This window comes from Alcanivorax sp. HI0007 (genome assembly GCF_001635525.1).
Lineage (GTDB): Bacteria > Pseudomonadota > Gammaproteobacteria > Pseudomonadales > Alcanivoracaceae > Alcanivorax.
This window is the reverse complement of the sequence record NZ_LWEJ01000003.1, coordinates 1-13,876: the sequence shown is the minus strand read 5'-3', so window position 1 is coordinate 13,876 and position 13,876 is coordinate 1. Positions and strand designations below refer to the sequence as shown.

Sequence of the window (13,876 nt, the reverse complement as noted above, 5' to 3'; positions counted from 1 at the left end):
ACAGCGGGCTAGTTAGTTGACAGTGGACAGTTGACAGCGAAAAGCGGGTGAAGCGATGGCTAGCCTGACTCTGAGGCTACTCACTGGTCTGCTACTGGGGATGTGTGTAAGCCCCTCTCCCCTCTGGGGAGAGGGGTTGGGGAGAGGGGGAACGGCCTTGCCGAGTACCGAGGGGACAATGATGAAAACCAATTACCCCCAAGCTGCACCACAAGATCCTCAATGCGTCATCCTGCTCCATGGTCTGGCTCGCACCGCCCACTCCATGAAGAAAATGGCAAACGCCCTGGAGAGCACCGGCTACACGGTGGTGAACCAGGGCTACCCCTCCACCAAAAAAGACATCCAGACCCTCTCCGCAGACACCCTGCCCAAAGCCCTGGCAAAATGCCCGCCCACCGGCACCATCCACTTCGTTACCCATTCCATGGGTGGCATCCTGCTGCGCCAGTACCTGAGCCAGCATCGCATCGAACGATTGGGCCGCACCGTCATGCTTGGCCCGCCCAACCAGGGCAGCGAAGTGGTGGACAGTCTGGGTGACTGGGCTCCATTCCAGTGGTTCAACGGCCCCGCCGGTAGCCAGATGGGCACCGGCCCCGGCAGCGTGCCCAACCAGCTTGGCCCAGTGGATTTCCCCCTGGGCGTCATCGCCGGCAGCGACACCATCAACTTTCTGCTCTCCACCCAATTACCCGGCCCCAATGACGGCAAGGTCACCGTGGAAAGAACCAAAGTGGAAGGCATGCAGGATCATCTGGTGCTGCCGGTGACGCATCCGTTCATGATGCGAAATGGGAAGGTAATTGAGCAGGTGAAGGCGTTTTTGGCGACCGGGGCGTTCAGCAAGTAGGGAATGCGATTCCCCTTTTCAACGGAAGCTTCCGCTGAACCCGGAAAGGGAAATGCCAAGATCTTGATTTAGTGGGCTTTTGGTTTTTCTGTCTCCGAGTTCAAAGGAAAGGAGTTATAAGGAACGTTACGCATAACTCCGTGTAGGAAATTGGCTATAGCCTGCCAAGCGACTGTTATGGCAGGATTTTCTTTCGGGTGCAGGGGGTACGGTTCCAGGGTTATACGGAACCGGGTTATGCGGAACGTTCTAATTAATACGCTGTTATGCACTATGAAAACTAGCTACGAGAAACTACTGCAGCCATCTGAGTTTGCTAATGATGAACCGGTAGGGTTGGCTGCATTGGATAAGAGCTTGCTTCCAGGTCCTATTGAAGAGAAGTATTGGACCTATATTTCAGAGCGTCTTTGGAGCCGAATTATTTCTTATGGTGCAGCTTACCAGCTGCACTTTCATCAGCTCGTTGAACCGGTTGTTGATACCGTCTTGAACCCGTTGCAATGTGATTCTCTCGGTGAAGAGCTAGAGTTTCTCTCTGGTGTGGCAAATGATCCTGCTTTATTAGAGGCCCTGTCAGTTTTGCGTAATGAGGTGTACAAGGTGGTAAACCGGAAAAGCATGTGTCTTGTTATAAGTCCACCGTGATGGGACGCATGCATAACAAGGCGCTGCTGCCGACAAGCGGCAGAGCTGAGCGTTATGTGTCCATAGAGAAATGAGTACTGTTGAAATTGCAAGAGAAACATTTGAGCGCATAAAAGCGGCAAATCCTCATCTCAAAATGGAGATTGAGGAAGTTCCTCAGTATGTGGGAATTGGCAATGAACATTAGAAGGCAAGCTGGCCTCGATTTTGATGTTTATCTAAACATCCAAAATGACGATGAACTTCATTTACAATTTGAGTCCTTCTGCGGTGCGTGGTTTCCTTTTACAGAACCTGCCCGAGTTTCAGAGTACGAGGCGGCAGTAAATGGTGTCCTTTCTGGAACTTACCGCACCAAAATAATTAACCGGCGTGGCTCACCTGTAAAAGCGTTGCTCCAAGCTCCGTCAGTACAGGAATGGTCTACTGTTTTCTCATGGAGTAAATTGCATTTACCAATTGGCGAAAAAACTATCAGCTATGTTCAAAATCAGCCAAACACATAATAAGGTGCTGCTGCCGAAAAGCGGCAGAGCACGGCGTTTACTGTCCGAGTTACTAAAAAAATGTAGGTAGAATGGAAGTCCAAGAATTCGAGTCTCAAATAAGCTCGCTGAGGATTGCCGTATTGGCGTTCCTCATGCTATCGCCTGTAATCTACTCATCGTTTTTAGCAGCACTAAAAATCGGGCCAAATTTTAGAGCTAAGTTTGTTCTTTGGTCTTCCGTGAAGACGTACGGGGTATGGCTCACAATTCTTTTGGTGCTTATTTTTACACCTGCATTACTTTGGGGGCTGGAAGGAAAGGTCAGTGAGCGTTTATTTATTCAGCTAACGCATCCGCAAAGTATCTTCACAACGTTATTTAATTATTTCTTGGCCTTAATCGCAATTTGTGCATCAATTTTCGTTCCAGTACGGGAGCTTCGTGGGTGCGAAAATCAGCGTGTATAAAAAGTTAACAAAGCCAGGCGCCGCGATGGCTTTTTCGTTATGGTTTCGCCTTCACTGCAAAGCCGCCCTTGCTGGCGGCGTTAATTATTTTAGGTGGTTATATGGATGAAGCGATTGAAGCCAGTATCGTTTTTCCTTACATGATTTTGATGCCCATATTTTGTGGAATTGTTACGAGTATAGTCTTCACATTTTCATCAAGGAAAAAGGTAAGCTCAACATTTTCACTTTTAGTTGCTGGTGTCGTACTGGCAGTTTTCTTTTCTCTTCTTGCCGGAGATGTGCCTGGGCCTTGGCAGGCTCCAAATGGATATCTCTTGGAAAGTCCAAGTCCAGGATCTGAGAAAATCGTTGAAGATTTCTTATCGTCAGAGAGAAAGAGAATATTCTACCAAGTTATATTCACTGTCGCGTGCTTAGTTCCTTCTTTGTTTATGGTTCGTAGGCTTGTTGGTCCTTCGAATGAAAACACTAACAAGTCAGGGCGGTAGGGCTTATCTTGCACCGCGTAATAAAAAGCGAGAAGCAAATAGGCTTAGATCTTCCCATGCGCCAATATAAGGTCTAAACGTCCTCGGACGTCTCAGACTTGTGGCCGGGGCTTCGGGCCACTATCGATTCTCTTCGTAAACCAATAAGCCGCCCCATTGTGGTAAAGTGGCCCCACAATCCCAAGCTCGGACCCCGATATGCTCGTCTACCTCCTTGTTGCCTGTGATCGCCTGGATGAAAAGCAGGAAAAGAAGCTCAAGCGTAACCTGCCTGATCTGCAAGCGGCGCTGCAGGCCTATGTGGATGAGAACGAAGCGGGCAAAGTCACCCTGATCAATGACTGCGAGAGTGACGATTGTGAGGACTGGCAACTGGGGATCAGCCTGTCAGTGAAGAAGAAGGTGCAGCTCAAGACGCCGGTCGCTCTGTTCAATGATCTCGCCAAGCAATTTGGCATTGATTGTGAAGTGGGCTCCATCGAGGACGGGGAGCGTGATCCGGTGAGCTACTTTGGCAAGCAGGAAGGGCAGGGGGATGCGTTTCTGATTGGGGAGTATCTGGGGCTGTAGCGTTTCCGCTATCCGCTCCCTTCTTCCTGCCCCTTGCGGACTGTGAATTTCCGTTAATCCACCTCGTAGCCGCTCTTTTCGTTGGAGCCTTGCTTGCAAGGCGAAGGCGCAAGCTCCACCACCGTGCTTACCAATTCCCCCCTTCGCTTTGCGAGCAAAGCTCCAACGACGTTTCCGCCGGCCCGAGACTCAGGCCGGCTTTTCGTTGGTCGTGGGCCGGTATTGCGACGCATCGGTGGTGAATTCCGCATGGCCGTAGTCCACCAGCAGCTCATTGATGCGTCTGACCAGTATCCTGTCCGCGATCTTGTTGGCCACGGGGATGTCTTGCAGGGTCCGGTAGGCGATCAGGCGGGGCATGATGAACAGGTTGCCAACGGTGAACAGGGCATAGTCGATCAGATGGGGTTCCACGCCCATTTCTTTCGCTTTTGATTTGTCATTCTTGCCGAGAAAGGCCTGGGTGAAGAACACCTTGGAGACGCTGCGCTCCACCAGGTTGTGGACCTTGCTGATCAGCTTTTCATCCTTGGGGCGGTAGACGGACATGGTGGCGCGGGTGAGTTCGCCACAGGTCTCGTCGTCGTAGCCTTCGCGCAGGGTGCCGGAGTAGGTGAGCATGGTGTCGATAATGTCCGGCGCCTCGGCAGGCAACAGCTCTTCGGGCAGGCCCAGCAGGAAACACTGGTAGCGGGACAGTTCAACGATGGCCCGCTCGTTGCGGGTGAAGTGCTTGCGGCCCTTGCGCATGGCCTTGAAGGCGGCCAGGTAGGCGGGCATGGTGCCGGCGGGCATCTGGTCTACCTGGGGAATGGGGATGCCATAAATGGCCGGGTCCCATTTCTTTACCCGCTTGAGAATGTTGAAGCGGACCATTGAGTGCATCAGGCGGACCATGGCGGCGGCCTTGAAGCCGGGCCCGAAGCGTTCCAGGGCACCGGGCAGGGTGGCGGTGGTGAAGAAGCTGGCGGTTTCGTTGATGCGCCGGTTCACCGAATCGCTGGCCAGGGTGCCGGTGATGGCCATGGGCAGGCCGGAGTACTTGTTCATGAAGGTGGCCACAAAGGCGCCACGGATCACGTAGGGGGCCAGGTTGGCCATCTGGTTGCGGCTCAGGCGGGCGCCTTCACGGACCAGTTCCATGTCCACCCAGTCCGGGGTGGTTTCCATGGCGGTAATAAAGTCCACCAGTTCCTGGGGGGCATCCGGTATCGCGTCGAGTCCTTCGTCGCAGGCTTTCTTCAACATGCTGATCAGGTCACGAAAGCTGTATTCCGACATCAGGGCGGCGTAGGCATCGGCCACGGTGTCACCCAGCAGGGTGTAGGCGCGGGCGCGCTCGACCCGGTCCCGGTCGGCGAGGATTTTTTCACGGTGTTTCTTGGCGAATTGCTGCGGCAGGGTGCTGCGTATGTCCATGGAATCGGTGAACCGCTCCGGGGTGGCATCGAAATCGATGTCGCCATAGAGGGAGGGGATTCGGGTTTTCTGGGCGCGGACTTTTTCCCAGAGTGCATCCAGAGACTGTGTCATTGCTAACCTCGGTAGACCGTGTCTTTCAATATCCTACACATTGCGTATACCTGCCCGGCAAGACAATTAACGGAAGTCGCCTTTCTGTATAGGTTGGCCGGTTTTGGCCCGCTTTGACAGGGTGCAATCGGGGAAAGGAAACAGAGTTGGGTGGGGTGTTTGGGGTTGTGTCGTTGGAGCTTTGTTCACAAAGCGAAGGGAGAGATGGCTATTCGCTTTGTGAACAAAGCTCCAACGGGGTGGGGAAGGCTGGCTGAAGCCTGCGGTCTTATTTCTCGTAACCGGGATTCTGCCGGTCCAGTTTGCGCAACAGGCCGGGCCAGGCCAGGTTGCCGCCCATGCCCTTGGTGACCTGGGAGGCTTGCTGCTTGATAGTGTTGACGATGCCATCCGGGATCGGGGTCAGCGGGCGATTGCCGGACAGGGCCTGAAGCTGGATTTCGCAGGCGCGCTGGAGGATGAACATGCCCAGGAAGGCATCGGCAATGCTGCTGCCTACGGTGAGCAGGCCGTGGTTGCGCAGGATCATGAAGCTGGCATCCCCCAGGTCGGCCTGCAGGCGGGCCTTTTCGTCTTCACGCAGGGCCACGCCTTCGTAGTCGTGGTAGGCCAGGCTGGCCAGCGGGAACAGGCTCTGTTGCGACAGGGCGAGCAGGCCTTCCTGCTGGGCGGACACGGCCACACCGGCGGTGGTGTGGGTGTGCATCACACAGTTGGCATCGTCGCGCACGGCGTGGATGGCGCTGTGGATGGTGAAGCCCGCCGGGTTGATATCGAAGTCACTGTCATCGAGTTTGTTGCCGGCCTGGTCTACGCGCACCAGGCTGGAAGCGGTGATCTCGTCGAACATCATGCCGTAGGGATTGATCAGGAAGTGATGCTCGTCGCCGGGGATGCGGGCAGACAGGTGGGTAAAGATCAGGTCGTCCCAGCCGTGCAGGGCGATCAGCCGGTAGGCGGCGGCCAGATCCACACGCAGTTGCCATTCTTCTGCGCTGACGGTGTTTTTCTTGGACTGGATGGCATCCGGGGTCAGTGTTGTCTGGCTGTTCATGGTAGCGCTCTCCCTTGTTTTTCGTTTTTACAGTGTAGAGGGAAAGACCTTATCCGGGGCAAGGGGAAAGCGATTGTACGTCGTGGCTGGCCGGAAAGATGGCGGTAACGGCACAGGGGAGGGATGTCGGGGTGAGCTCGGGAAGGAAAGCATTCGCGGTGGCACCCCCGCTCCCACGAGGGGAGCGGGGATCAGTGCCTAGCGCACTTCCATACCGGGCTGGGCGCCGCTGTCCGGGCTGAGGATGTGGATGTCGTCACCGCCGGGGCCGGCGGCCAGCACCATGCCTTCGGAGACGCCGAATTTCATCTTGCGCGGGGCCAGGTTGGCCACCAGCACCACCAGTTTGCCTTCCAGGTCTTCCGGGCTGTATTTGGCCTTGATGCCGGCAAACACATTGCGCTCGCCCAGTTCGCCCACGTCCAGGGTGAGCTGCAGCAACTTGTCAGCGCCTTCCACATGGGCGGCTTTGGCCACGCGGGCCACGCGCAGTTTCACCTTGAGGAAGTCATCGATGCTGATGGTGTCGTCTGCCACGTCGTCCGCCGGTTTCGGTTCGCTTTTTTTGCCGGCGGGTTTGGCCGCGGGCACGTCTTCTTTCGAGGCGTTGAGCATGGCCTCAATCTGCGCCATGTCGATGCGGTTCAGTAGCGGCTTGAACTTGGCGATCTCGTGGCCCAGCAGCAGGGTGTCGCTATCTTTCCAGGTCAGCGGCGCCACTTGCAGGAAGGCTTCCGCCCGTTCAGCCAGGGCCGGCAGTACCGGCTTCAGGTAGATCACCAGCAGACGGAACACATTGATGGCGGTGGTGCAGATGGCCAGCACTTCCTGTTCCTTGCCGTCTTCTTTGGCCAGGGTCCAGGGCGCCTTGTCGGCGATGTAGCCATTGGCGTGATCCGCCAGGGCCATGATTTCGCGCATGGCTTTGCCGAATTCGCGCTTTTCGTAGAACTCGGCCAGACGTGGGGCGGCTTCCTGTACTTCGCGGACCAGTAGCGGGTTGTCCAGCTCGTCACTGAGGGTGCCGCCGAACTTCTTCACGAAGTTGCCGGTGCGGCTGGCGATGTTCACCAGTTTGCCCACCAGGTCGGAGTTCACCCGCTGGGCGAAGTCTTCCAGGTTCAGGTCGAAATCATCCACCCGGCTGGAGAGCTTGGCGGCGAAGTAGTAACGCAGGTATTCCGGCCCCAGGTGATCCAGGTAGGTGCGCGCCTTGATAAAGGTGCCACGGGACTTGGACATCTTGGCGCCGTTGACGGTGACGAAGCCGTGGCTGTAGATGGCGGTGGGCTTGCGCAGGCCAGCACCGTCCAGCATGGCGGGCCAGAACAGGCCGTGGAAGTTGATGATGTCCTTGCCGATGAAGTGGTACAGCTCGGCGGTGGATTCCTTGCCCCAGTAGTCGTCGAAGTTCAGGCCTTCGCGGTCGCAGTAGTTCTGGAAGCTGGCCATGTAGCCGATGGGGGCGTCCAGCCAGACGTAGAAGTACTTGCCCGGGTAGCCGGGGATTTCAAAACCGAAGTAGGGGGCTTCGCGGGAAATATCCCAGGGCTGCAGGTCTTCGATCCATTCCTGCAGTTTGTTGGCCACCTGCTCCTGCAGCGCGCCGGAGCGGGTCCACTCGCGCAGCAGGGGCTCGAATTTCGGCAGGTCGAAGAACAGCTGGGTGGTTTCCTTTTCCACCGGGGTGGCGCCACTGACAGAGGAGTAGGGCTTGATCAGCTCCGCCGGGGTATAGGTGGCGCCGCACACTTCACAGTTGTCGCCGTACTGGTCTTCGGCCTTGCACTTGGGGCAGGTGCCCTTGACGAAACGGTCCGCCAGGAACATGCCTTTCTGCGGGTCGTAGAGCTGGGTAATGGTTTTCTCGACGATATAGCCGGCGTCCTTGTTGCGCTGAAACACCATTTCCGACAGCGCGCGGTTTTCCGGGCTGTGGGTGCTGTAGTAGTTGTCGAACTGGATCTGGAAGTCGGCGAAGTCCTTCTCGTGGTCCGCTTTCACTTGCGCAATTTGTTGCTCCGGGGTGATGCCGTTTTCTTCCGCCTTGAGCATGATGGCGGTGCCGTGGGCATCATCCGCGCACACATAGGTGCACTGCTCGCCGCGCAGTTTCTGGAAGCGTACCCAGATATCGGTCTGGATGTATTCCAGCAGGTGGCCCAGGTGAATGGGGCCATTGGCGTAGGGAAGGGCACTGGTCACCAGGATTTTGCGGGGCGTGTCACTCATGGGGTCGACGTCGTCATTCCGGAAAAAGGGTGGCCTATGATACGGGTGCGGCGGGGCTTTTTCATCCTGTGGGTGAACGGCTGTGCGGCATCTCCCACCACGGGTGATTGCCGGGGCCCGCTTTGGGGGATCTTGTGCTAGGGTTTCGGCTTAAAACAATTCTTTCAAGACAATGTTACCGGGCGCTTAGCTTATGCAGGCCATGGGGCGGCCCCTTTTGCCGTCAGGCCACCCGGTCAGGGGAAGGGTGAAAGTAACGATGTCACTGAGAGTGCGCATTCGGTGGTTGCTGGTGGTTTCCGCAGCCTGTTGTGTGGTGCTGGCTACCGTGGCGCTGTATTGGGTGAACCTGTCGCTGGTGGACACGCTTACCGAGCGCAACGCCGAGCGGGAGCTGGAAAAGGTGGAGGCCGCCTTTCTGGACCAGCTGTCCATCCTTCGGGTGCGGGCACAGGACTGGAGTCAGCAGCCGGATCAACCACCCACCAATCAGGGCGGGGTGGGGTATCTGGATCTGATGATGGAGCTGCGTGGCCGCTCGGTAGTGTGGAACAACGGCGCCGATAAGGTTTCTTCCCCGGTGTTTGAGACCCTGGCGACACGCTTTGACGAGCAGGGTTGCATGCCGATCTGGGGCGTCGTGCAGGTGGAGGGGCGTCCCCTGTTGTTCAGCACCGCGGTGGAGATGGGCTGCCAGGCCTACCTGCTGGGGGTGTGGCTGGACAGCGACTGGATGAGCTATTTGTCGGACCGGGTGGGCCATGCCTTGTATGTCCGCCAGGTGCCGGACTCTCTGAACCCGCAACGGGGCCTCACTGTGGCCGGGAGCGACCAGCTGCTGGGGCGGTTCCCGGTGCCGGATTTTCTCGGCGGCAACCCTCTGGAAGTGGTGGTGGAGCTGCCCAACGATGGGTACAAATCCCTGAACCTTTCGGTGCTGGTGATCGGTTTGATCATGGCGTTGCTGGCCGGGTTGACCGTGGTGGTGATCAATTACCGGATTCAGCCGATGCTGTTCGGGCGCTTGAATCTGGTGCATAACGCGGTGCGGTCCATTGCCCGGGGTGGGGCGCTGGATCAGCGGGTGCCGGTGCTGGGCAATGACGAAATTGGCGCCCTGGCGGAAGATTTCAATGCCATGGTGGACAGCATCAACCACGCCCAGAATCAGCTCGCGGATGCCCGTCGCCAGGCGGAGGAGGCGAGCCAGACCAAAAGCCAGTTCCTGGCCAATATCAGCCACGAAATCCGCACTCCGATGACGGCGATTCTTGGCTATACGGAGTTGCTCCGTGATGGCTCCCTGAGCCATGCGGACCAGAGCCGTTACCTCACCATCATTCAGCACAACGGGGATGCGCTGCTGGCGCTGATCAATGATGTGCTGGATCTGTCGCGCATCGAAGCGGGCCAGCTGCAGCACGAACAACGGCTGTTTTCCGTGACGGAGCTGCTGGATGAAGTGGTCGACAGCCTGACGTTACGGGCCTCGGAGAAGCAGATTGATCTGACCCTGTCCTACGTGACCGAGCTGCCGGCCACCGTCAGTGGTGATGCCTTCCGCTTGCGCCAGATTCTGGTGAACCTGGTGGGCAATGCGGTGAAGTTTACCGAGGAAGGCAGTGTGCGGGTGCGTGCCGGTTGGTCCGAGTCGGCGCAGCAACTGGAGGTCTCCGTGGAAGACACGGGGATCGGTATCAGTGAGAGTGAGGTGCAGAAAATCTTCCAGCCGTTTTCCCAGGCCGATGCGTCTCATTCCCGCCGTTACACGGGCACCGGGCTGGGCCTGAGCATTGCCCGTCAACTGGCCCGTTCCGAAGGGGGGGATATTACTGTTGCCAGCGAACTGAACAAGGGCAGTCGTTTTGCCCTGAATATGCCGTTGTCCCTGGCCTGCGAATTAGACGCAAGTGAATCCGCCGAACCGTTGCCCCAGCTGGCAGGCAGCTCCATGGCCCTGAACGGCCGGGCCCTGCTGGTAGAAGACAATACCGTGAACCGGATCTTTGTGCGCAAGGTGCTGGAAAAGGCCGGTATGCAGGTGGTGGAAGCGGAAGATGGCCGGGAGGCTTGCCGGCATTATGGCCAGGACAGTTTCGACCTGGTGGTACTGGATATGCAGATGCCGGTGATGGATGGCTACGAAACCGCCCGGGCCCTGCGCGACCGTGGCTTTAGCGGCCCGATACTGGCGCTGACGGCCAATGTGCTGGCGGTGGACCGCCAGCGCTGTCTGGATGCCGGTTGCGATGCCTTCCTGGGCAAGCCGATCCGGGTCAAGCAACTGCTTACCGTGTGTGCCGGCCTGCTGGCTCAGCCGGAAATTCCGGAGGGGCTGGATACCTGACCGCGACCCAGGGCCTCGCGAACCTGCTGCTGGGAAACCGGCTTGCTCAGATAGTCATCCACTCCGGCGTCGCGGGCTTTTTGGACATAGTCGCCGGTGGCGTGAGCTGACAGGGCGATGATCCAGGCATGGTGGTGGGTGGTGGATGCCTGTTCCAGGCTGCGGATTTCACGGGTGGCCTGGTAGCCGTCCATCACCGGCATTTCGCAGTCCATGAAAATGATATCCCAGTAGCCGGGCTGTTCGCGGACCAGATCCAGGGCCTGCTCACCGTCGCTGACCAGGGTGGCATGGATACCGAGGGATTTGAGAATGCTGTCGATCACCAGCTGATTCACCGGGTTGTCCTCGGCCACGATCACATTCAGGGCGCTGCCCTTTTCCAGCACGACGGTGGGTTCTTCTGCCGCCTGTTGGGCAAGGTGCTCATCGTGGCCGGTGAGCAGGCTGCGTTTGAGGGCCTGGCAGGAGAACGGGGTTTCGATCAGCAACAGGTCTTCGGGCAAATTGTCACTGAGCGGTTTGCCGGTGGGGTGCAGTAACACCAGTACCGGGTTACTGAAATGCTGGCGCAACCGCTGCACATATTGCGGGTTTTCCATCACCGCATGCTCAGCGATGACAAAATCCACCGGCCGGGAGGGGTTGGCCGGGTCCAGGGCACTTTCCACATCGCGGTATTCCAGGGTCTTTGCGCCCCAGCGCGTAAGGATCTGGGAGAGGCTGAGCAACTGGGCCGGAGTGTTGGAAATCAGCAGGGCGCTGCGATTCTTCAGGACCGGTTTGCTCTGGGGTTTTTCCACTTCCACCGGCAGTGACAACCAGAAGGTGGCGCCCCGGCCCAGCGAACTGGAGACCCCGATATCCCCATTGAGTAGTTCGATCAGGCGTTTGCAGATCACCAGCCCCAGTCCGGCACCGGTGTGTTTGCCCTTGCCGGAGAGTTCATGGAATGCCTGGAACAAACTGTTTTGTTGCCCTTCGTCCAGCCCCACACCGGTATCCACCACTTCAAACATGAGCACGCACAGGTTCTTTTCGTTAACCGGTTGCTTCACGGTGACATGCAGCGAGACATTGCCCCGTTCGGTGAACTTGAAGGCATTGCTGAGCAGGTTGGTGATGATCTGTTTGAGACGGATCGGATCGGTCTTGATGCGTTCCGGCACGCGGCTGTCGATATGGATATACAGCGGCAGTTTCTTCTCGCTGGAGCGCAGGGCAAACAAGCGCACGCAATCGTCCACAATGCTTTCCAGAGGCACGCTCTGGTAATCCAGCTCCAGCTTGCCGGATTCGATCTTGGAATAATCGAGAATGTCGTTGATGACCGTGAGCAGGGACTGGGTGGATTGGTAAATGGTGCCCACATACTGGGCTTGCTGCTGGGTCATGGAGGTCCGCCGCAGCAGGTCGGTCATGCCCATGATGCCATTCATGGGGGTGCGGATTTCATGGCTCATGGTGGCCAGGAATTCGCTCTTGGCATGGTTGCGGGCGCCGGCCTTGAAGGCTTCCATTTCCGCGATGGCCTTTTCGCGAATGGAGTCCGAATGGGCTTCCTTAAGGCGGCTGATGCGTCGGGCCAATGCCAGGGATAGCAGGATCACTTCCAGGAAAACGCCGGTCTGAACCAGATTTTCCGTGAGGGCGGTGCGCGGCAGTACGCCGTACTTGTTCAGCGCCATGGCCGCCACGCCGGTGATGAAGCAGGCCCAGGCAATAGTGAAGATGCGGGCATCCGGATCACCCGCGCGGGCGCGCAGCAGACCCACCACCAGAATGCTGAAATCCATCACCAGAATGGCGCTGACGGAAATCGGAATCAGAAAGCCGCGGCTGGTAAACGGAGCGGCAAGGAACAGCAAGGTGCCAATCCCCACCAGGCCTTTCAGCCATGCCGCCAGTCGCGGTGCTTTTTCCTGCAAGGACAGGAAATGCAGGGTAAACAACGGCGGCAGTAATACGATCAACGGCAGCAGATAGTGAATGATGTACTGGCTGACAAGCGGGGAGTGTGGCCACAGGTAGCGGTGGGCATAGCCGTGCAGTACCGCCAGGAACAGGGTCACCACTGCGGACCAGCACACGTACAGCAAATACACCTTCTCGCGAATGGAGAAGAACAATGACAGGTTGTAGAGAATCATCACCAGCATGCCGCCGAAAAAGATGCCCTGGATAATGGTCTGGTTCTGTGCGGAGAGGGCGAACTGTTCGTGGGTAAGCAAGCGTATCGGTAACTGGATGCTGTGCGGTGACGTTACCTTGAGATAGAAGGTGCTGTCCTTGCCACTGGGCAGTGAAAGGGGAAATGCCGGAGTGGGGTAGTTCCCCGGTCGCACGGCAAAATCCCGGTCCATGCCGGCCTGGTAATGGCTGATCAGATTGCCGCCGGCATCCAGCTGGTAGAGATCCAGTTCGCCAAGCATGGCGTAATCAACCAGCAGTTCCCAGTCGCTGTGTCGCGGGTTCTGGTTGCGCACGGCGAAGCGGAACCAGCAATGCTGATTGGTAAATCCCAGGTTGGGCATGTCTCCGCGGCTGGACTGCCAGGGAAGCGTCGGTTGTTTCTGCAGTGCGTTGATGGTCGGCGACTGCGCCGCGGGTGTGCAGAAATAATCCAGCCCTTGATAGGGCTGTAGTTCTTCCTGATTTTCGCCAATAATCTGCAGCTCGGGGCCGTTGGCCAGGACAGCCGGGGTCAGCCCGATCGAAAAGAAGGCAACAAGCAGAACAAAGGCAGTTTTCGCATCCTTGAACAACGTTTTTATTCCTGACAGAGGGTGCTGTTTATTGAGGGCCTGGACCAGTGGCCATAGCGTTTGTTTGCACCGCGTATCAGTGATGCTAGCAGCGTGGGCCGGGGGGCTCAATGCAGGGGGGACATAAGCCATGAGTCAGAGTGTAAACCGTTTTGCGGTGGGACCGGTGGTGGGTGAGGCAGGGGATTCCCATGTTCGGGTCTTCGGTGGCTTGCCGAAAGGGAAACTGTCGGCCGGAGAAAAAGGGTTGTGGGGGCGTATCCGCTGGCGACGGGCGGGGGAGATGGACTGGTCACCGCCAAGGGCGTTCCGGCTCAATGGCAACTTCGATGGCTCTGGTGTGGTGATCCTCAACCAGCTGCAGCCGGGCACTCGCTACGAGTACCAGGCGGGCTGGGTGAACACACAAGAGGATGTGGCGCTGGACT

10 protein-coding genes and 1 pseudogene are annotated in these 13,876 nt (G+C 57.5%); 7 read left to right on the top strand and 4 right to left on the bottom strand.

Annotation, left to right across the window (positions count from 1 at the left end):
• Window positions 1-178 precede the first annotated feature (178 nt).
• The 5 genes from A3714_RS00610 (at window position 179) to A3714_RS00595 (ending at window position 3,517) form a co-directional block, all read left to right on the top strand.
• On the top strand, window positions 179-853 hold the full coding sequence (locus tag A3714_RS00610; protein WP_231867804.1) for a triacylglycerol lipase: 675 nt from the start codon (window positions 179-181) through the stop codon (window positions 851-853).
• A 273-nt stretch (window positions 854-1,126) separates the two neighbouring features.
• Window positions 1,127-1,501, top strand: coding sequence for a hypothetical protein (locus tag A3714_RS00605; protein ID WP_156492962.1), 375 nt, complete (start codon window positions 1,127-1,129; stop codon window positions 1,499-1,501).
• Between the two features lie 161 nt (window positions 1,502-1,662).
• Window positions 1,663-2,007, top strand: a complete 345-nt coding sequence (locus tag A3714_RS17645; protein WP_156493804.1) for a hypothetical protein — start codon at window positions 1,663-1,665, stop codon at window positions 2,005-2,007.
• Between the two features lie 550 nt (window positions 2,008-2,557).
• Window positions 2,558-2,947, top strand: a complete 390-nt coding sequence (locus A3714_RS17640) for a hypothetical protein (RefSeq protein ID WP_156492960.1) — start codon at window positions 2,558-2,560, stop codon at window positions 2,945-2,947.
• Between the two features lie 198 nt (window positions 2,948-3,145).
• Window positions 3,146-3,517, top strand: a complete 372-nt coding sequence (locus A3714_RS00595; protein ID WP_063508545.1) for a hypothetical protein — start codon at window positions 3,146-3,148, stop codon at window positions 3,515-3,517.
• 189 nt (window positions 3,518-3,706) lie between these two features.
• On the opposite strand, the gene A3714_RS00590 is transcribed toward A3714_RS00595, so the two are convergent.
• The 3 genes from A3714_RS00590 to metG all read right to left on the bottom strand — a co-directional run bounded on the left by A3714_RS00590 (window position 3,707) and on the right by metG (window position 8,336).
• On the bottom strand, window positions 3,707-5,050 hold the full coding sequence (locus A3714_RS00590) for an oxygenase MpaB family protein (RefSeq protein WP_063508546.1): 1,344 nt from the start codon (window positions 5,048-5,050) through the stop codon (window positions 3,707-3,709).
• Between the two features lie 268 nt (window positions 5,051-5,318).
• Window positions 5,319-6,104 carry a class II aldolase/adducin family protein gene (locus A3714_RS00585; RefSeq protein ID WP_063508547.1) on the bottom strand — a complete coding sequence of 262 codons (786 nt, stop codon included), beginning with the start codon at window positions 6,102-6,104 and terminating at the stop codon, window positions 5,319-5,321.
• A gap of 198 nt (window positions 6,105-6,302) precedes the next feature.
• Complete coding sequence (metG, locus tag A3714_RS00580) at window positions 6,303-8,336, bottom strand: methionine--tRNA ligase (protein ID WP_063508548.1); 2,034 nt, start codon at window positions 8,334-8,336, stop codon at window positions 6,303-6,305.
• Window positions 8,337-8,595: 259 nt separating this feature from the next.
• Here metG and A3714_RS00575 point away from each other — a divergent pair, with 259 nt between their 5' ends.
• Entirely contained in the window at window positions 8,596-10,683 is a 2,088-nt protein-coding gene (locus A3714_RS00575) for an ATP-binding protein (RefSeq protein ID WP_063508549.1), read from the top strand.
• Here the strand turns inward: A3714_RS00575 and A3714_RS00570 are convergent.
• Window positions 10,650-13,448, bottom strand: coding sequence for a hybrid sensor histidine kinase/response regulator (locus A3714_RS00570; protein ID WP_063508550.1), 2,799 nt, complete (start codon window positions 13,446-13,448; stop codon window positions 10,650-10,652). The genes A3714_RS00575 and A3714_RS00570 overlap by 34 nt on opposite strands.
• Before the next feature lie 130 nt (window positions 13,449-13,578).
• Here A3714_RS00570 and A3714_RS00565 point away from each other — a divergent pair.
• Window positions 13,579-13,876: pseudogene (locus A3714_RS00565) on the top strand (alkaline phosphatase family protein); the annotation flags it as partial.